Genomic DNA, 19,038 nt, shown 5'->3' on the forward strand with positions numbered 1-19,038 from the left:
CGCCATGCGTGGGATTTTCTTATGCGACAGCTCAGGCCTTGAGCGCTTTCTTCGGGTAGATGTCGTAACGGCTGGATTTGCCATCCAGCGCATGGCTCGGCTTCGGCCCTTCGATGCAAGGTGCCTTGCGCGGGCGCTTGACCACCACACGGTGTGTGGCCAGCGCCAACGCCGCTTCCAGCAAGGCCGGTGCATCCGGATCATCGCCTACCAGCGGACGGAACAGGCGCATTTCCTTCTTCACCAGCGCGGTTTTCTCACGATGCGGGAACATCGGGTCGAGGTAGATCACCTGCGGCGGCTCGCCCTCCCAATTGCGCATCACCTCGATGGAGTTGCCCTTGAGCAGCTTCATCCGCGCCACGATCGGCGCCACCTCGAAGTCTTCCGCCGCACGGGCCAGACCATCTTCCAGCAAAGCGCCGATCAACGGCTGACGCTCGATCAGGCTCATCTCGCAACCAAGACTGGCCAGCACGAACGCATCCTTCCCGAGCCCCGCCGTCGCATCCAGCACCCGAGGACGCACGCCCTGGGCGATGCCGACCGCCTTGGCGATCATCTGCCCGCTGCCACCGCCGTACAACCGACGGTGAGCCGCGCCACCTTCGACGAAGTCGACCCGCACCGGCCCCGGCGCATCCGGTCCCAGTTGTTGCAGCTGCAAACCCTGCTCGCCGACCTGCAGGGCAAACTCACCGTCAGCCACCTGCAACGGCAGATCCAGGCGCTGCGCCCACTGCTCGGCCTGCGCTTCGAACGTCGGGCCGAGGGCCTCGACATGGATGCGGCAGGCCGCGGGTTGCTCAATCATGGAAAACACGCTCAAAAAAGTTAAGGATCGGCAAAATCCGCCGATAACCCAATCAACGCGCATTTTGCCAGAGCTGAGCGTCAACCGAAAAAAATGTCAGGCATTCTTCCCACATCGATTGGCTACCTTTCGCCCACAGGCGACTTCAGCCGTCATAACACTCAAGCATTGGGCGGCGTCAGCCACCTGTGGCAGGATTTCTTTGCCCAGGCACTGGCCGAACAATCGAGTGATGTGGTGCCGGCCTGCGGCACTTTCCCGCCGGTTGATCTGCAAAGCCCTGAAGAACCGACCGTCGGCAGCGAACTGCATGCGCACATCGTCAGCCAGCGTGAATGCGATGTGGTTGAAACCGAGGTGCGTCCACCGGAGCCGCTGTTCCTGCCGATCGCCGAAATCGACATGACACTGGCCGAGCCGTACCCTCCGTTCCCGCCGGAAGAAATCAAGACTCAGCAAAAGCAGCAGGATTTCGACAGCAGCTGGGTTCGTCCGGTAGTGATCAACAACGGCCAACCGATTCCGGAACCGGGCCCTGCCCCGCAGAAAAAACCGCTGTACCTGCCGATTGCCGAGTTCGATCTGGACCTGCTGCAGCCTTACCCGCCGTTCCCGCCGGAAGAAATCGTCGAGCAGCAGAAAGCCCTGGACTTCGATAACGGCTGGGTGCGTCCGATCGTTCAGCAGAACCTGCGCATCGCCGCCTGATCCCTCAGCGACACACGCTCCAGCGCCCGACATCGACATGAAAGTGATTGCGATGGGCTGTGTTGTAGTCCGGACTCAACACCACACTGAACGCCTCGCAGGCACCGTCGCGCACCTGCCGTAGAAACTGCGCGTCCTGATTTTGCTTCGGCCAGTCCTTGAGCACGCTGATCGCGCGACCATCCGCCAGCCGGAAGCCAGCGATGTCCAGCGCATCGGCGCTGGCATGGCGACTCAGGGCGCCGTTCTCGCGGTTGTAGACGTTGCGGCAGGCGAAACTGCCGAGGTGATCGACCCGAGCCACCGATTGACCGTAGACCTGCTGCGCCGCCGGTTGCAGCGTATGGCGCTCGAACATCGCAAACGCCACGGCCAACGGGCAACTGGCGAGAAAGCTGCTGCTGAGCCCCACCCCGCCGCCCTGCACGCGCAAGGCGCCGATCAGCGGGCATTTGGCATCGGGGCTGTCGGCCTGTGGCGAAACCCGCAGGCCGGAGCTACCCAATGCCTGCTCGCACAAGGCCGGATCGCTGCGCAGGCGCATCAACTTGTAGCCCGTGAGCCAGTTGGGCGTCGCCTGCACGTCCAGCGGCGCCCACGGGTTCCACTGCGGCGGCACATCGAGCCAGCCGCGCCAGACGCCGATCAGGCTGCCACCGATGATCAGCAGCCCCGTCAACAGCAGCCAGCGCCCCATGCTCATCCCTTGAAGAATTGATTGGCCTTGGCGTACGGCATCGAGCGGGAGGTGAAGGTGAACGTGCCGGACTGCTGGATTTCTTCAGCCGCGCGGAAAAACTCGCCGAACGCCGCCAGGGCCAGCGCCGAACCGGTGCTGATGCGCTTCACGCCCATTTCTTCCAGCTGCTGCACGGTCAGTTTCAAGCCGCCGGACATCAACACATTGACCGGTTTCGGCGCCACCGCGCGCACCACCGCCAGAACTTCTTCGGTGGTGCGCAGGCCCGGCGCGTACAGCACGTCGGCGCCGGCTTCGGCAAAGGCCTGCAAACGGCGAATGGTGTCGTTGATATCCGGATTGCCGTGCAGATAGTTTTCCGCACGGGCCGTCAGAGTGAAGGGAAACGGCAAGGTGCGCACCGCAGCGACGGCGGCTTCGATCCGCGCCACCGCGTGTTCGAAGCAGTAGATCGGCGAGTCTTCCCGGCCGGTGGCATCTTCGATCGAACCACCCACGGCGCCTGCCTCGGCTGCGCGGATCAGACTTTGCGCCGATTCGACCGGGGCGTCGGCAAAACCGTTTTCCAGATCCACCGCCACCGGCAAATCCGTGGCCGCAACAATCGCCCGGACATTGGCCAGGGTATCGTCGAGACTCAGGCCGCCATCGGCTCTGCCCTGAGAAAACGCATAACCGGCGCTGGTGGTCGCCAGCGCCTGATAGCCGAGACTGGCGAGCATCTTCGCGGAACCGGCATCCCAGGGATTGGGAATCACGAATATCCCGGAGCGTTCGTGCAGGGCTTTGAAGGTTTCGGCTTTACGGGCTTGTTGTTGACGGGCTTGGGCGTCCATCGGCGGGCTCCAGGGCAGGAAAGAAATCCACCTCAGAGCAGGCCAAGTTGCTCGGCGGCGGGTTCTCTGTATAGCTCAGGCAAGGATCGCAGGCCAGGCAAACGTTGCATCAGTTGTGCGTGAAAACGTTGCGCCAGCTTCGCCGCGAGGAGGTTGTCGGCGGTGTGCAGGAAGATGTACGGCGTGCGGCCTTCTTCGATCCACTCGGCGATCTTCGCCACCCACGGCACCAGGAACGGATCGTTGGCCTCAAGCTCCGGATGGCCGATGAAGCGCACCTGCGGGAACTGGGTGAACGCCGCCGGCCGCGTGGGTACGCGGGGCTTTTTCGATTGGGCGTGGATCACCGACGATTCGGTGGACAAACAACTGAACAGTGCGCGGGGATCAAGACAGATGCGCTCCACGCCGCGATCCAGCAGCAGCCGATTGAGCAGTCGCTCACTCTCGCCCTTGGCGAAGAATTGTTCGTGGCGCACTTCCACCGCCAGCGGACAATCCAGCGCATCGATGAACGCGGCGAGCTCCGGCAAGCGATGCGGCGTGAAGCTTTTCGACAGTTGCAGCCACATTGGCGAGACGCGCTCACCGAGCGGCTTGAGTAACTGGAGGAAGGTTTCAGCGGCGGTCAGTTGATCGCGCAAGTCGCCGCTGTGGCTGATGTCACCGGGAAACTTGGCAGTGAAGCGAAAGTGCTCCGGCATCACCTCGGCCCAGCGCTGCACGGTGGCGGGCGACGGGCTGGCGTAGAAGGTCGTATTGCCTTCAACAGCGTTGAACACTTGCGAATAGAGTCCGAGGAAATCGGAGGTCTTGGCGTCTACCGGATACAGGTACTCGCGCCAGGCGTTTTCGCTCCAGGACGGGCAACCGAGGTAGTAAGGCAGATCCATCAGATGTACAGATCGAGGCCCAGCACGTCTGCATCCCAATCGACAAAACCGGCGGTGCTCAGGTAGCTGGCCAGGGCCATGGCCACGCTTTTCTTCATCGCGCGGTGATAAATCATGTCTTGTTGACGGGCGGGCAGATTGCTCAGGCGTTGGGCGGTGGCTTTGGCGGCACGGGCAGCCAGTTGCTCTTCGGTCGGGAATTCCAGCTCGCCGTCGATATCGTCGACGGACTCATCCAGCGCCGGATTGCCTTTGCGAGGCTTGCGCTTGATAGGGTAGGAATGAGTGGAAACGCCGTCTATACGCATAAAGTCATGCTCGGTATCGATGATGGCAATTTAGCGGCACCTGACCGACTTAGCAAATCGCCGAGTGATAACTAGAACACATAAAAGACAAAAGGTTTAAAGCGCGGGGTTAGAAACGGACGATTGGCAGGAACGGCAGAACCCTGTGGCGAATGCCACAGGGTAAATGGCCTCAGCGGGCTTTCGGGGTGGCCACTTTGTCGCGCAGGTAAACCGGCTGGGCGTCGTCTGCCGGAATCGCTTCACCGCGCTCCCAGGCGAATCGCGCCAGGGTCAGCAAGTCTTCGGCGTGGGGCAGCATGCCAGCGTCGGACCCGCTCAGGTTTACAGCGATGCGTTCGCCATAACCCCAGCCAGTGCCAGCACCGAACCAGTCACCCGAAGCATCGTCCGGCAATGCGGCGACTTCCGGCGGCAGCACCGCCTCGGCGCCGACCAGACGCATCTCCCCGGCCGTCTCGCGGTAGCAGCCCCAATACACCTCATCCATCCGCGCATCGATGGCGGCCGCGACCTGGCTCACGCCGTGCTCGCGATAAGCCCGTTGCGCCAGCACGGCCAGGTTCGACACCGGCAATACCGGGCGATCCAGTGCAAACGCCAGGCCTTGCACTACGCCGATGGCAATCCGCACGCCGGTGAATGCGCCCGGGCCACGACCGAAGGCGATGGCGTCCACCGCTTGCAGGGTGGTGCCGGCGTCGGCCAGCAGTTGCTGGATCATCGGCAGCAGTTTCTGCGCATGCAGGCGCGGGATCACCTCGTAATGGCTCGTGACCTTGCCGTCATGCAGCAAGGCAACGGAGCAAGCTTCAGTCGCGGTGTCCAGGGCCAGCAAGGTGCTCATCGATGTGTCCGTAAATCAGGTGGGGAAAAAGTGCGCCAGTATAAACAACTACGGCCCGCAAGCGGGCCGTGGATGATGCAGCGGATCAGTTTTTTCAGCTCAGCGCTTCAAGCACCTTGGCGGTGATCGCTTCAACCGAACCGACGCCAGGGATATGGCTGTACTTCGGCTTGCCACCGTTCCTGGCGGACAGGTTCTGGTAGAACTCCACCAGCGGCTTGGTCTGCGAGTGGTAGACCGACAGGCGATGACGCACGGTTTCTTCGGTGTCGTCCTTGCGCTGTACCAGCTCTTCGCCGGTGATGTCGTCTTTACCGGCAAGTTTCGGCGGGTTGTAGACGATGTGGTAAACGCGGCCGCTGGCCTCGTGAACGCGACGACCGGCGATGCGCTGAACGATTTCTTCGTCTTCAACGGCGATTTCGACCACGGCGTCCAGCTCGACACCGGCAGTCACCAGCGCTTCAGCCTGAGGAATGGTGCGCGGGAAGCCATCGAACAGGAAACCGTTGGCGCAGTCAGCCTGAGCTATACGGTCCTTGACCAGCGCGATGATCAGGTCATCCGACACCAGGCCGCCGACATCCATGATGCTCTTGGCCTTGATGCCCAGCTCGGTGCCGGCCTTGACCGCAGCACGCAGCATGTCGCCGGTGGAGATTTGCGGAATGCCGAATTTCTCGGTGATGAACTTAGCCTGAGTACCTTTACCGGCCCCGGGAGCTCCCAGCAGAATGACGCGCATCGATGTGCTCCTCAATTTTTTATATAAAAAACAACGGATTCGCCTCGTGGGGCCAATCTCATAAAACGGGTCGTGGCCGCCCAAACGGCCAAAGGCTGATCAAGATACACAGCAGGCTGCGCCCACACAAGACGCCAAAAGTCGGAGAAACCGGCGCCCGCCGCGACCTTGCGACGCGGTTCCCCAAGTCGCAACCCCATCATTAACTGTCGCCTGACCGCATTTTTCCTACGGTCAATAAACGGCACCCGAGGTTCGCCCCGGGTGCCCTGCCCCACGCAGAAAACCTTAGCCGGTATTTCGCAAACCGGCGGCAATCCCCGCCACAGACACCAGCAACGCCTGTTCCACCGGGCTGCCCTGCTCGACATTCTGCTGCCGCGAACGCGCCAGCAACTCGGCCTGCAATAGATGCAGCGGGTCGAGGTAGGTGTTGCGCAGACGGATGAATTCCAGGGTGTCCGGGCTATGTGCCAGTAGCTGCGACTGACCGGTCAGGCCGAGGACTACGGAACACGCCTGCGACAATAGGTCGCGTAAGTGCACACCCAAAGGCAGCAAGTCCGACTCCACCAGACGCTCGTCGTAGGACTGCGCAATGTCGGCGTCGGCCTTGGCCAGCACCATCTCCAGCATGTCGATGCGCGTGCGGAAGAACGGCCACTGCTCGCGCATCTGCCCGAGCAATTCGCCTTCGCCGCGCTCCAGCGCCTTGCTCAATGCGGTTTCCCAGCCGAGCCAGGCCGGCAGCATCAGGCGGGTCTGGGTCCAGCCGAAGATCCACGGAATCGCCCGCAGACTTTCGATCCCGCCGGCGCGGCGCTTGGCCGGACGGCTGCCCAATGGCAAGCGGCCCAACTCCTGCTCCGGCGTCGACTGGCGGAAATACTCGACGAACTGCGGATTTTCCCGCACCACCGCACGGTAAGCGGCGACACCGTCAGCGGCCAGTTCATCCATCAGATGCCGCCATTCAGGCGTCGGTGGCGGCGGTGGCAACAGGGTCGCTTCCAGCACTGCCGCCAGATAGAGATTGAGGTTTTGTTCGGCGATGTCCGGCAGGCCGAATTTGAATCGAATCATTTCCCCCTGCTCGGTGGTGCGGAAACGTCCGGCCACCGAACCCGGCGGCTGCGACAGGATCGCCGCGTGCGCCGGACCGCCGCCACGTCCCACGGTGCCACCGCGACCGTGGAACAGCAGCAGTTCGACTTGCTGCTCACGGCAGATTTCCACCAGCCGTTCCTGCGCCCGGTATTGCGCCCACGCTGCCGCAGTCGTGCCGGCGTCCTTGGCCGAGTCGGAATAGCCGATCATCACTTCCTGCGGGCCTTGCAGCCGCGCGCGGTAACCCGGCAGAAGCAACAGACGTTCGATCACAGGGCCGGCGTTGTCGAGGTCCGCGAGGGTTTCGAACAGCGGCACCACGCGCATCGGCCGCAGTACGCCGGACTCCTTGAGCAGCAGTTGCACTGCCAGCACATCGGAAGCGGCACCGGCCATGGAGATCACGTAGGAGCCCAGCGAAGCGCCCGGCGCGGCGGCGATTTCCTTGCAGGTGGCGAGCACTTCGGCGGTGTCGGCCGAAGGTTTGAAATGCGCCGGCAGCAACGGCCGACGGTTTTGCAGCTCGCGAGTGAGGAAGCTGATGCGCTGTTCTTCGTCCCACTCTTCGTATTTGCCGAGGCCGAGGTAATCGGTGATTTCGGTCATGGCCGCGCTGTGGCGGGACGAATCCTGACGCACATCGAGGCGCACCAGGAACAGGCCGAAAGTCACGGCCCGACGCAGGCAATCGAGCAACGGCCCGTCGGCGATCACGCCCATGCCGCATTCATGCAGCGAGTTGAAACACAGCTCCAGCGGATCGAGCAGGTCGCGGTTATTGTGCAGCACATCGGCAGACGCCGGCGTGGTCGCCGTCAAAGATGCATGAGCCCAGTTGCGCGTGGCGCGCAGCCGTTCACGCAATTGCTTGAGCACCGCCCGATACGGCTCGGCACTGTCGCCGGCTCGGGCCTTGAGCGCTTCGCTGGCCTGCTGCATCGACAGTTCGGCAGCCAGATGATCGACGTCACGCAGGTACAGATCCGCCGCCATCCAGCGCGCCAGCAACAACACTTCGCGGGTCACGGCAGCCGTCACGTTCGGGTTGCCGTCACGGTCGCCACCCATCCACGAAGCGAAGCGGATCGGCGCAGCTTCCAGCGGCAAACGCAGGCCAGTGGCGGCGAACAGCGCCTGATCGGCCTTGCGCATGTGGTTGGGAATCGCCTGCCACAGCGAGTGTTCGATCACCGCAAAACCCCACTTGGCTTCGTCCACCGGGGTTGGCCGGGTGCGGCGGATTTCTTCTGTGTGCCAGGCTTCGGCAATCAGGCGCTGCAGGGTGTTGTGGATCTGCTCGCGCTCGGCCGTGGTCAGGTCACGGTGATCCTGAGCCGCCAGTTGCGCGGCAATCGCGTCGTACTTCTGGATCAGCGTGCGGCGGGCCACTTCGGTCGGGTGCGCGGTGAGCACCAGTTCGATTTCCAGTCGCGCCAGTTGCCGGGCCAGTGATTCGGCGCTGTGCCCTTCGTTGCGCAGGCGGGCGAGCAGTTCCGGCAACACGCGGGATTCGAACGGCGCGGCCTGGGTCTCTTCGCGGCGATGGATGAGCTGGTACTGCTCGGCGATGTTCGCCAGGTTGAGAAACTGGTTGAAGGCCCGCGCCACCGGCAGCAGTTCGTCTTCGCTCAATTGATTGAGGCTGGCGCTGAGTTCGGCATCCATCGAGCCGCGCCGGTCGGCCTTGGCGCCCTTGCGAATCTGCTCGATCTTGTCGAGAAACGCCTCGCCGTACTGGTCACGAATGGTGTTGCCCAGCAGCTCACCGAGCAGGTGAACGTCTTCGCGCAAGCGTGCATCAATATCGGTCATCAGCATCTCTCCAGCAGTAATCGGTGACGGATCGCAAGTGAGTGGATGAACAGAGAGTGCCGCTCTGGAACGCTTCTTACAAGCAGACGACGAAGGGACTTTAAACCTTGAGCGTTGAAGCTAGTCTCAACAGTAAGCCGCACAACGGCTTGCCGCCGGCTGACGCCGGACACTCACCAAGACCTGCCATGAGCAGGTGCGACATGAGGTTTTTATGAAAATCCGTGAACTCGCCCAGCATTGGGAAGAAACCGCCAAGGGTCGCCTGACCGATACCGGCTACACGATTCATCTGGATGTGGAAGCTGCCGCACGGCTGGCGGCAATCGCCGAGATGTACCCCAAACGCCACGCCGAAGAACTGCTCGGCGAGCTGATCGGCGCCGCCCTCGAAGAGTTCGAAGCGAGCCTGCCGTATGTGAAAGGTTCGACCGTGGTCGCCACCGACGAGGAAGGCGATCCGCTGTATGAAGATGTTGGCCCGACCCCGCGTTTTCTCGCGCTGTCGCGGCGTCATCTGCACGACTTGTCGGCGGCTGCCGGCAAGCAAAAACACTGATCCTTGACCCTTCAAAACGGTGGGAATGGTTTGCCCTTGATGGCGTCAGTTCAGCCGCAAACGGGTTGAATTGGATGGCCTCATCGCTGGCAAGCCAGCTCCCACAGGGACTGTATTTTCCCTCCGCTTTTACGCCATTTTTCGCCCGCGCGTACCATTCTCCCCCGCCAAAGTTCCCGGTTTAGAGCCTTGTCTGTTTGGTCAGAATATTTTTTGGCGATGAGCCATCTTTTCTGAACTTTTGAAAAATGCCTTCGGTCGGAACAGGTAACCACGCCTGGAACGAGCGTTTCAAAACGCACTTGCACATGAAGGTTGCGGCTCCGCTACCAGGATGGATTTCGAAGCTTTCAAGGAGTTAACCAATGGAGTTGAAGACCATGAAGACCCAAACCTCGTTTTCCCACCTGCGCGGTCTGAAACTGGCCGCTCTCGCCATCGGCACCAGCTTCGTGCTGGCCGGTTGCGCTGGCAATCCACCGACCGAGCAGTACGCCGTGACTCAATCGGCGGTCAACAGCGCGGTCAGCGCCGGCGGTACCGAGTTCGCCGCCGTGGAGATGAAGCAAGCTCAGGACAAGCTGAAGCAAGCCGAAATCGCCATGCACGACAAGAAATATGATGAGGCCCGCACCCTCGCCGAACAGGCCGAGTGGGACGCCCGCGTCGCTGAACGCAAGGCTCAGGCGATGAAAGCCGAACAAGCTGTGAAGGATTCCCAGAAAGGTGTTCAGGAACTGCGTCAGGAAAGTCAGCGCACCGTGCAGTAAGCGCGCATCCCGACCGCAAGGCTGAAACTCTTATCGATAGAAAGGACGAACGATTATGCGTAAACAACTGATGATCCCCGCTCTCCTGGCCGCAAGCGTTGCCCTGGCTGCCTGCTCGACGCCGCCGAACCCGAACCTGGAACAGGCGCGCACCAACTACGCCGGGCTGCAGGCCAACCCGCAGGCCAGCAAAGTCGCGGCGCTGGAAACCAAGGATGCCAGTGATTACCTGGACAAGGCCGACAAGGCTTATCTGGACAAGGAAGACCAGCACAAGGTCGACCAGCTGGCCTATCTGACCAACCAGCGCGTGGAAGTGGCCAAGCAGACCATCGCCCTGCGCACCGCTGAAAACAATCTGAAGAACGCCGCCGCCCAACGTGCCCAGGCCCGCCTGGACGCTCGCGATCAGCAGATCAAACAGCTGCAGGACAGCCTCAACGCCAAGCAGACCGATCGCGGTACTTTGGTGACCTTCGGTGACGTGCTGTTTGCCACCAACAAGGCCGACCTGAAATCCAGCGGTCTGGTGAACATCAACAAACTGGCGCAATTCCTTCAGGAAAACCCTGATCGCAAAGTGATCGTCGAGGGCTACACCGACAGCACCGGTACTGCGAGCTACAACCAGTCGCTGTCCGAGCGTCGCGCGACTTCGGTGCAGGTTGCGCTGATCAAGATGGGTGTAGACCCTTCGCGTATCGTCGTACAGGGTTATGGCAAGGAATACCCGGTGGCGGACAACACCTCGGTCTCGGGCCGTGCGATGAACCGTCGCGTGGAAGTGACCATTTCCAACGACAACCAGCCAGTGATGCCGCGTTCGGCCGTGAGCTCGACCGCGCACTGATTCGCTGAGCGGTAAATGAAAAGCCCCGCCTGATTTGATCAGGCGGGGCTTTTTTGTCCGTCGCACATTTACTCTTCGAGCTTCTGCGGCGTCTCTTGGCCCATGCAGCGCACAGCCTTTTTCTGACTGTTGACCAGCACCCCGGTCAGGCCTTTCTGTTCGGTGTCGAACAGCACCAGCACGCCATCGATGCATTGCGCCACTTGCGGCGCCGGGGTCAGCGAGACCTTGTAGTCTTCGCCGGGAACGGTCTTGAGCATGGTGAAGTCGTTGAGCAGCAACGCATCCTCGGGTTTGGCGAAGTGCAGGTAGCCGTAGTACCACAGGGCGCCGACGGTGCCGAGGATGCTGCAGATACCGGTGATGATCAGCGGGATGGCGTTGCGTTCTTCACTCATTGCGGACTCTCTGGTGGTTCGTCTTCAGAATTCGGGGGTGTTGGATAGTTCGGGATCTCGCCGAGACGGCGCAGGCCGTTGAAGTGTTCGGGGTCGTCGAGGTAACGCAGCATCACCTGACGCCAGACCGGATCGCCGAAGGTCTGCACATGGCCGCCGCGAGTCAGCTGCAGCACGCGCGGTGGCGGCGCAGCTTGATACAGACGGATGCCGTTGGAAAGGGGCACCAGCGGATCGTCGAGGCTGTGGAAGATCAGTTTCGGCACGCCGTTGAGCTGCGGCATCGCGTTGATCGCACTGTCGCCGTCCGGCACCAGCCACGACAACGGCACCTGAAACGGCCACGTCAGCCATGAGGTGCTGAGGGCGTATTGGCCGACGCTGCGGTAACTGGCGGGCACGCCGTCGAGCACCAGCGCCTTGAGCTGTTTTTGTCTTTCCGGATGTTGCACCAGCCAATGCACCGCCATCGCGCCGCCGAGACTCTGGCCCAGCAGCACCAGCGGTTTGCCTTTGACCTCAGGCGCCTTGTCCAGCCAGGCGAAGGCGGCATCGATGTCCTGATAGATCGCCGGCAGGCTCGGTTCGCCCTCGGACAAGCCGTAACCGCGATAGTCCACCAGCAGCACTTGATAGCCGTTTTTCGGCAACCACCAGCTTCCGCCCAGGTGCATCGGCAGATTCCCGCCGTTGCCGTGCAGGTGCAGGACCGTACCCTTGACCTCGACCCCGAGTTTGGCCGGCAGCCACCAGGCATTCAGCTTGAGGCCGTCGGCGGTGGTCAGGGTGACGGTGCGGTATTCGAGTTTGGCCTTTTCCGGGGTGAAGATCTGCCCCGGTTCGGGGTAGAACAGCAAGGAGCTGCAACCGCCGAGGGTCAGGAGCAGGCAAAGGATGCCGAGGATTCTCATCCGGTGAAACCTCGCAAAATTTCGGGTTGGAATTAGATCGTTCCCACGTCGAGGCGTCGAACCGTCCGCGTGGGAACGCCGCCATGGACGCTCCGCGTCCACTGTGACGCGGAGCGTCACGGGATGCATTCCCACGCAGAGCGTGGGAACGATCAATCGGTGTTGTTACAGGATATTGGAGTAATCCGCCTCGATCCGGTCCAGGCTCAAGTGGTTGAGGAAGTTGGAGAAGCACATCCACGCCGACAGCGCGTTCATGTCGCGGAACTGGTCCGGCAGGTACTTGGGCGGCACCACCAGGCCTTCGTCCACCAGCTGACGCAGGGTTCGCATGTCCTCAAGCGTGGTCTTGCCGCAGAACAACAGCGGGATCTGCTCAAGCTTGCCCTTGCGCACGGCCAACTGAATGTAGTTGTAAACCATGATGAAGCCCTTGAGGTAGGACAAGTCTTTGGTGAATGGCAGACCGGTCGGCGTCGAGCCACGGAAAACCCGACTGGCGTTGCCGTAGCTTTCCGCCATTTCGAAGCCCTGCTCGCGGAAGAACTCGAAAATCTGCAGGAAGTCCGCGCCCTCCTCGACCATGTGAATGGCGCGGGTGCGGTTAGTCAGTTTGCGCAGGCGGCTTGGGTAGGAAGCGAACGCGATGATTTCCATCAGGATCGCCAGGCCTTCCTGGGTCACCGTCGACGAGGGCGGGCCCTTGGACAGAAAGGTGCAGATCGGCTGGTTCAGACCGTTGAGCGTGGTGCCGACGTGCACCAGGCCTTCGTGGACTTCCAGAGCACGCACGTCGCGGTCGTTGAACATCGCGTCGGTGCGGATCTTGATGTAGTCGGCACCCGCCGCCGCATCGGCGACGATACCGTCGGACTCGAACACGCGGATGGTTTCTTCAGCCTCGCCGAACACCTTGTTCAGGCGGGTTTGCAACAGGTGAACGGCGTCCTTGGCGGTAAGGGTCTTCGGTTCGTCCTTCAGGTCGCCACGCCCATCGATGTTGTTCAGATAGTCCGACATCATCAGGCCGAGGTCGGCCAGGGTCGGGTCACCGGCGTGGAACGCGTCGGACGCGGCGCCGTACAGTTCCTGGGAAATCAGGCCGAAATCCTCGGTGCCGCGCGCTTCGAGCATGCGTACCACCATCCGGTATTCCTTGCACATGCGGCGCATGATCTGGCCAACCGGGTTGAACTGGCCGAGCTGGCGGGTGATATCCCGCTCGATGTTCTGGAACTCCAGCTTGACCTTGCTCGAATCAAAGGACAGCGGCCGGTTGAGGTAGTAGTCGCGATCCACCGCCGGCAATTCCTTGCCCTTGGCCTTGAGGAAACCCTTGCGGATGTTCTCGTCCCACTTGACCGCGTCGAGCACGCGGATCGGCGTCTGCGCCAGCACTATGCGATCGGACAGAATGCGTATCGTCTGCTGGTAATCGTCCACCCGAAACTCCTGTAGAAAACGTGACGAACTGAATTATTTGGCTTTGGCCTGATGCTGATAGCGCGCCGCTTCGACGAAAACGTCGGAATTGGCCGGGTCGTCAAGGTAAGCAAAGACCTTTTCAAGCGGGCTGTCGACCTGCACGCCCTCGCCGTCATCGGTCTGGAAGCCCTGGCCGTCGAGGGTCTTCTGGGCGATGGCCTGGTTGATCTGTTCGAGGTCGAGGTTGTAGATCACCAGTTCGCGCTTGTCGGTGATCTCGAAGCCGGCGATGGTGAAGTGCCCGCCGTATTGCGCCGGCACCTTCGCCGACAGATACCAGCGGTTGCCGTGGCGCGACACCGTGAACGGATAGGCTTCACGCTCGCGGGGTTTGGCTTTGAAGTACGCAACCGCCTGATAGCGATCGTTGCCCAGGCGCGTCAATTCCAGATTCATCGGCTCGCCCCAGGCATTGGTGCTCGACCATTGGCCGAGCAAGCCCTTGGGCGCCGGTTCACTGGCGGGCAGCGGCTCCTTGAAGGTCACCAGACATCCGCTGAGCAGCAGGAACGACAAGGCGATCAGCACGCCACGCCAGGCTTTCATTCGACACTCCCTTGAACACCCGTTACACCTGATCGTTCCTACGCTCTGCGTGGGAATGCCGCCATGGACGCTCTGCGTCCACTATGACGCAGAGCGTCACGGTATGCATTCCCACGCGGAGCGTGGGAACGATCAAGCAGGGATTGCGTTACACCGACGCGAGTACCAGGTGCATATAGCGCGTCAGAATGCCGAGCATGTCCTCTTCGGCCAAAGGCTCGGCGTCGTTGAGCAGGCCCTGATATTCCATCCGTCCGATAATCGCCGTCAACACCTTGGCATCCTGCTGCGGCTCGCGCGAGCCCAATACCTGGAACAACTGGCAGGTGCCCTGCAACAGAATCTGCTGATGGGAGCGCACCAGTTCCGCCAGACGCGGGTTGAGCAGCGCCTCCTGACGGAACGCCTGCTCGGCCATCAAATGCTCGCGACGGTTGACCAGTTGCCGATGCACGTAATCAGCCATCAAACGCGCGATATCGTCGGCCAGTTGCGAGCGCGACTCCGGGCTGCCGTCACCGCTGACCACCATTTCGCGCAGCAGGCCTTCGTTGTTGATCCACAGCTTGGCCATGTAGGCCGCACTGCGTTCGACGTACTGGGCGAAGGTATCGGTGAGCAGGTCATCGATGTCCTTGAAGTAATACGTGGTGGCCGACAGCGGCACACCGGCCTCGGCCGCCACCGCCCGGTGACGCACGGCGCGTACGCCGTCGCGTACGACAATGCGCATCGCCGCATCGAGAATGTCCTGTCGACGCTGTTCACTGCCCTGCCGGCTGGCCTTGCGGCCCTGGTACTGAACACTTTCAGCGACCGCAGTGGCGATTCCCGCTGCACCCTCTTGAGCCATTGCACCGATCACGACAGGCATACCTCTGTTGTTTTCTTCAAAATTAACCATTTGATACGTTTGTACCAGACAGGCAATAAAAAGCCGCCCATTTCAGGCGGCTTTTTTATTGAAACACTTACGCTTGTGGCCGCATGTGCGGGAACAGGATCACGTCGCGGATCGACGGGGAGTTGGTCAGCAGCATCACCAGACGGTCGATGCCGATACCTTCGCCGGCCGTTGGCGGCATGCCGTACTCCAGCGCACGAACGAAGTCGGCGTCGTAGTGCATGGCTTCGTCGTCGCCGGCGTCCTTGTCGGCCACCTGCGCCATGAAGCGCTCGGCCTGGTCTTCCGCGTCGTTCAGCTCGGAGTAGGCGTTGGCGATTTCACGGCCGCCGATGAACAGCTCGAAGCGATCGGTGACGTTCGGGTTGTCGTCGTTGCGACGGGCCAGCGGCGACACTTCGAACGGATACTGGGTAATGAAGTGCGGCTGTTCCAGCTTGTGCTCGACCAGCTCTTCGAAAATCATCACCTGCAGCTTGCCCAGACCTTCGAAACCCAGCACCTTGGCGCCGGCCTTCTTGGCGATGGCGCGCGCCTTGTCGATGTCGTTCAGGTCATCGGCGGTCAGCTCGGGGTTGTACTTGAGGATCGAGTCGAACACCGACAGGCGTACGAACGGCTCGCCGAAGTGGAACACCTTGTCGCCGTACGGCACGTCAGTGCTACCCAGAACCAACTGCGCCAGTTCACGGAACAGTTCTTCGGTCAGGTCCATGTTGTCTTCGTAGTCGGCGTAAGCCTGGTAGAACTCCAACATGGTGAATTCAGGGTTGTGACGAGTCGAAACGCCTTCGTTACGGAAGTTGCGGTTGATCTCGAACACTTTTTCGAAGCCACCAACCACCAGACGCTTGAGGTACAGCTCTGGCGCGATACGCAGGAACATTTCCATGTCCAGCGCGTTGTGGTGGGTTTCGAACGGCTTGGCCGCGGCGCCGCCAGGAATGGTCTGCAGCATCGGCGTTTCGACTTCGAGGAAGTCGCGCTTCATCAGGAAGCTGCGGATGTGCGCGATTACTTGCGAACGGACGCGGAAGGTCTGACGCACGTCTTCGTTGACGATCAGGTCAACGTAGCGCTGACGGTAACGCTGTTCGGTGTCGGTCAGGCCGTGGTGCTTGTCCGGCAGCGGGCGCAGGGATTTGGTCAGCAGGCGCACGCTGGTCATCTCGACGTACAGGTCGCCCTTGCCGGAACGGGCCAGGGTGCCTTCGGCGGCGATGATGTCACCCATGTCCCAGGTTTTCACCGCGGCCAGGGTTTCTTCGGACAGGGTCTTGCGGTTGACGTAGACCTGGATGCGACCGGTCATGTCCTGGATCACCATGAACGAGCCACGGTTGAGCATGATGCGACCTGCAACCTTGACCGGGATCGCCGCCTCTGCCAGCTCTTCCTTGGTCTTGTCCGCGTACTGTTTCTGCAGTGCTTCGCAGTAGTTTTCGCGGCGGAAGTCGTTCGGGAAGGCATTGCCCTTGGCGCGCTCGGCAGCAAGCTTTTCCTTGCGCAGAGCGATCAGGGAGTTTTCTTCCTGTTGCAGGGCTTGCGGATCGAGTTGTAGGTCGCTCATGTCTTTAAATTTTCCATCACAGGTTCGTTGCCCCCGCCGGCGACGGGGGACTTGAGGTCGGTTGAAAGCTTACAGCCCCGATTTCAGGCTGGCTTCCAGGTATTCGTCGATGTCGCCGTCGAGCACCTTGTCGCAGTCACTGCGTTCGATGTTGGTGCGCAGATCCTTGATCCGCGACGCATCGAGCACGTACGAACGGATCTGGTGACCCCAGCCGATATCCGACTTGGTGTCTTCCAGCGCCTGGGAAGCGGCGTTGCGCTTCTGCATTTCCTGCTCGTACAACTTGGCCCGCAGCATTTTCATGGCGGTGTCCTTGTTGGCGTGCTGGGAACGTTCGTTCTGGCAGCTCACCACGGTGTTGGTCGGTACGTGGGTGATACGTACGGCCGAGTCGGTGGTGTTTACGTGCTGACCACCGGCACCGGAGGAACGATAGGTGTCGATCCGCAGGTCTGCCGGGTTGATTTCGATTTCCACCTTGTCGTCGATCTCTGGCGAGACGAAAACTGCGGAGAACGAGGTATGGCGACGGTTGCCGGAGTCGAACGGGCTCTTGCGCACCAGACGGTGCACGCCGATCTCGGTACGCAGCCAGCCAAAGGCGTATTCGCCCTTGATGTGCACGGTCGCACCCTTGATCCCGGCGACTTCACCGGCCGACAGCTCCATGATGGTCGCGTCGAAACCGCGTTTGTCGGCCCAGCGCAGGTACATGCGCAGCAGGATGTTGGCCCAGTCCTGGGCTTCGGTGCCGCCGGAACCGGCCTGGATGTCCAGGTAGGCGTTGTTCGGGTCCATCTCGTGGCTGAACATACGGCGGAATTCGAGCTTGGACAGGGACTCTTCGAGACCTTGAAGGACTTCGACGACGTCGTTGACCGCGCCCTCGTCGTTCTCTTCAACGGCCATGTCCAGCAGCTCGCGGCAATCGGCCAGGCCACCGTTCAGTTCGTCGAGGGTATCGACGATCTGCGCCAGCGCAGCGCGCTCGCGGCCCAGTTCCTGGGCGTATTCAGGTTTGTTCCAGACTGCAGGATCTTCAAGCTCGCGATTGACTTCGATCAGACGCTCATGCTTTTGATCGTAGTCAAAGATACCCCCGAATAGTTTCGGAGCGCTCGGACAGGTCCTTGATGGTGTTCAGGATCGGGTTGATTTCCATGACGGGCAGCACTCGTTGGCGAACTTTTGAAAGCCGGCGAGTATAACGTAATCAAGCTGTCACGGCAGCCCGTCTGGCGGCTCTTGAGGCGAATGAACCCGATGGTTCATTCGATCCCCACCTGATTGCGCCCGTTGTTCTTGGCCAGGTACAGGCCACGGTCCGCCGCCGAGATCAGCAACCGGCAGTCGCTGCCCGACTCCGGCACCATGGTCGCCAGGCCGATGCTGATGGTCAGGCTCGAGCCTTCGGCCGGGGCATTGTGCGGAATCTTCAGCGCCGCGACCGTCTGGCGCAGCTTTTCCGCCACCAGTCGGGCCCCGCCAGGCGAAGTGTTCGGCAGCACCAGCGCAAATTCTTCGCCGCCATAACGCGCCGGCAGATCGGACGGCCGGGCGCTGGCCTCGCGGATCGCCGTGGCGACCTTGCGCAACGCTTCGTCGCCTTCGACGTGGCCGAAGGTGTCGTTGTAGGACTTGAAGTAATCGACGTCGATCATCAGCAGCGACAACTGGCTCTGGTCGCGCAGCGAACGGCGCCATTCCAGTTCCAGGTATTCGTCGAAGTGCCGGCGATTGGACAGCCCGGTCAGGCCGTCGGAGTTCATCAACCGCTGCAGGACGAGGTTGGTGTCGAGCAATTGCTGCTGGCTGACCCGCAGCGCGCGGTAGGCCGCATCCCGTTGCAACAGGGTCATGTAGGAGCGCGAGTGATAGCGGATGCGCGCCACCAGCTCGATGTTGTCCGGCAGTTTCACCAGATAATCGTTGGCCCCGGCGGAGAACGCCGCGCTCTTGATCAGCGGGTCTTCCTTGGTCGACAGGACGATGATCGGAATGTCCTTGGTCGCCGGGTGATTGCGGTATTCGCGCACCAGACTCAGGCCGTCGAGGCCGGGCATCACCAGATCCTGCAGGATCACGGTCGGCTTGATCCGCACCGCATGTGCCACGGCAAGATGCGGGTCGGAGCAGAAGTGGAAGTCGATGTTCTCCTCATTCGACAGCCCACGGCGCACGGCTTCGCCGATCATCGCCTGATCGTCCACCAACAACACCATGGCGGCGTTCTCGTCGGTTTTGATGTCATCGATCTGTAAGTCATTCATGG

The 19,038-nt window shown here is 61.4% G+C and carries 20 protein-coding genes; 4 read left to right on the plus strand and 16 right to left on the minus strand.

All coding sequences use genetic code 11. The features are described from left to right. Positions 1-31: 31 nt before the first annotated feature. A complete protein-coding gene (locus GQX66_RS20970; RefSeq protein ID WP_102686542.1) occupies positions 32-814 on the minus strand; it encodes a class I SAM-dependent methyltransferase in 783 nt (260 codons plus the stop codon). A 93-nt stretch (positions 815-907) separates the two neighbouring features. Between GQX66_RS20970 and GQX66_RS20975 the strand changes: the two genes are divergently transcribed. Next, positions 908-1,522, plus strand: coding sequence for an energy transducer TonB (locus GQX66_RS20975; RefSeq protein WP_102717186.1), 615 nt, complete (start codon positions 908-910; stop codon positions 1,520-1,522). A 4-nt stretch (positions 1,523-1,526) separates the two neighbouring features. Here GQX66_RS20975 and GQX66_RS20980 read toward each other — a convergent pair whose 3' ends face one another. From GQX66_RS20980 to ppc, 7 genes are all read right to left on the minus strand, one after another. Then, positions 1,527-2,219, minus strand: coding sequence for an extensin family protein (locus tag GQX66_RS20980; protein ID WP_240871087.1), 693 nt, complete (start codon positions 2,217-2,219; stop codon positions 1,527-1,529). 2 nt (positions 2,220-2,221) lie between these two features. Next, a complete protein-coding gene (locus GQX66_RS20985; protein WP_240871090.1) occupies positions 2,222-3,058 on the minus strand; it encodes an isocitrate lyase/phosphoenolpyruvate mutase family protein in 837 nt (278 codons plus the stop codon). Between the two features lie 32 nt (positions 3,059-3,090). Beyond that, complete coding sequence (locus GQX66_RS20990) at positions 3,091-3,951, minus strand: DUF72 domain-containing protein (protein WP_134021768.1); 861 nt, start codon at positions 3,949-3,951, stop codon at positions 3,091-3,093. Beyond that, the gene (locus tag GQX66_RS20995) at positions 3,951-4,259 is read right to left on the minus strand and encodes a hypothetical protein (protein WP_007954720.1); all 309 of its coding nucleotides are present in this window, start codon (positions 4,257-4,259) and stop codon (positions 3,951-3,953) included. Before GQX66_RS20995 ends, GQX66_RS20990 begins: the two co-directional genes overlap by 1 nt. A 172-nt stretch (positions 4,260-4,431) precedes the next feature. Next, complete coding sequence (tsaB, locus tag GQX66_RS21000; RefSeq protein ID WP_007954718.1) at positions 4,432-5,106, minus strand: tRNA (adenosine(37)-N6)-threonylcarbamoyltransferase complex dimerization subunit type 1 TsaB; 675 nt, start codon at positions 5,104-5,106, stop codon at positions 4,432-4,434. A 94-nt stretch (positions 5,107-5,200) separates the two neighbouring features. Further along, positions 5,201-5,851: an adenylate kinase gene (gene adk / locus GQX66_RS21005; protein ID WP_240871099.1), complete on the minus strand. Its 651-nt coding sequence runs from the start codon at positions 5,849-5,851 to the stop codon at positions 5,201-5,203. 288 nt (positions 5,852-6,139) lie between these two features. Next, positions 6,140-8,770: a phosphoenolpyruvate carboxylase gene (gene ppc / locus GQX66_RS21010; protein ID WP_240871102.1), complete on the minus strand. Its 2,631-nt coding sequence runs from the start codon at positions 8,768-8,770 to the stop codon at positions 6,140-6,142. Positions 8,771-8,984: 214 nt separating this feature from the next. Between ppc and GQX66_RS21015 the strand changes: the two genes are divergently transcribed. From GQX66_RS21015 to GQX66_RS21025, 3 genes are all read left to right on the plus strand, one after another. Next, complete coding sequence (locus tag GQX66_RS21015) at positions 8,985-9,329, plus strand: hypothetical protein (protein ID WP_011332654.1); 345 nt, start codon at positions 8,985-8,987, stop codon at positions 9,327-9,329. Positions 9,330-9,694: 365 nt separating this feature from the next. After that, positions 9,695-10,099, plus strand: coding sequence for a DUF4398 domain-containing protein (locus GQX66_RS21020; RefSeq protein WP_085697302.1), 405 nt, complete (start codon positions 9,695-9,697; stop codon positions 10,097-10,099). A 55-nt stretch (positions 10,100-10,154) separates the two neighbouring features. Continuing rightward, positions 10,155-10,949 carry an OmpA family protein gene (locus GQX66_RS21025; RefSeq protein WP_240871119.1) on the plus strand — a complete coding sequence of 265 codons (795 nt, stop codon included), beginning with the start codon at positions 10,155-10,157 and terminating at the stop codon, positions 10,947-10,949. A 68-nt stretch (positions 10,950-11,017) separates the two neighbouring features. Here GQX66_RS21025 and GQX66_RS21030 read toward each other — a convergent pair whose 3' ends face one another. The 8 genes from GQX66_RS21030 to GQX66_RS21065 all read right to left on the minus strand — a co-directional run bounded on the left by GQX66_RS21030 (position 11,018) and on the right by GQX66_RS21065 (position 19,036). After that, positions 11,018-11,347 carry a hypothetical protein gene (locus GQX66_RS21030; protein ID WP_011332651.1) on the minus strand — a complete coding sequence of 110 codons (330 nt, stop codon included), beginning with the start codon at positions 11,345-11,347 and terminating at the stop codon, positions 11,018-11,020. Next, positions 11,344-12,258: an alpha/beta hydrolase gene (locus GQX66_RS21035; RefSeq protein WP_240871126.1), complete on the minus strand. Its 915-nt coding sequence runs from the start codon at positions 12,256-12,258 to the stop codon at positions 11,344-11,346. The genes GQX66_RS21030 and GQX66_RS21035 overlap by 4 nt, the downstream gene beginning before the upstream one ends. A 165-nt stretch (positions 12,259-12,423) precedes the next feature. Beyond that, on the minus strand, positions 12,424-13,701 hold the full coding sequence (locus GQX66_RS21040; RefSeq protein WP_129974054.1) for a flavohemoglobin expression-modulating QEGLA motif protein: 1,278 nt from the start codon (positions 13,699-13,701) through the stop codon (positions 12,424-12,426). Positions 13,702-13,734: 33 nt separating this feature from the next. Continuing rightward, positions 13,735-14,289 (minus strand): hypothetical protein, encoded by a 555-nt coding sequence (locus tag GQX66_RS21045; RefSeq protein WP_102717180.1) that lies wholly within the window; start codon positions 14,287-14,289, stop codon positions 13,735-13,737. 148 nt (positions 14,290-14,437) lie between these two features. Beyond that, positions 14,438-15,142: a TetR family transcriptional regulator gene (locus GQX66_RS21050; protein ID WP_011332647.1), complete on the minus strand. Its 705-nt coding sequence runs from the start codon at positions 15,140-15,142 to the stop codon at positions 14,438-14,440. A gap of 118 nt (positions 15,143-15,260) precedes the next feature. Continuing rightward, positions 15,261-16,763: a lysine--tRNA ligase gene (lysS, locus tag GQX66_RS21055; RefSeq protein WP_102686535.1), complete on the minus strand. Its 1,503-nt coding sequence runs from the start codon at positions 16,761-16,763 to the stop codon at positions 15,261-15,263. A gap of 69 nt (positions 16,764-16,832) precedes the next feature. After that, positions 16,833-17,928 (minus strand): peptide chain release factor 2 gene (gene prfB, locus GQX66_RS21060; RefSeq protein WP_102621447.1). Its coding sequence is split into 2 segments (ribosomal slippage): positions 16,833-17,855 and positions 17,857-17,928, totalling 1,095 coding nucleotides; the frame shifts between segments, so codons are not numbered across the junction. A gap of 106 nt (positions 17,929-18,034) precedes the next feature. Continuing rightward, entirely contained in the window at positions 18,035-19,036 is a 1,002-nt protein-coding gene (locus GQX66_RS21065; protein WP_011332645.1) for a PleD family two-component system response regulator, read from the minus strand. Positions 19,037-19,038 lie beyond the last annotated feature (2 nt).

The sequence above is a fragment of the Pseudomonas sp. B707 genome (assembly GCF_022496685.1).
GTDB classification, from domain to species: Bacteria; Pseudomonadota; Gammaproteobacteria; order Pseudomonadales; family Pseudomonadaceae; genus Aquipseudomonas; species Aquipseudomonas paraglycinae.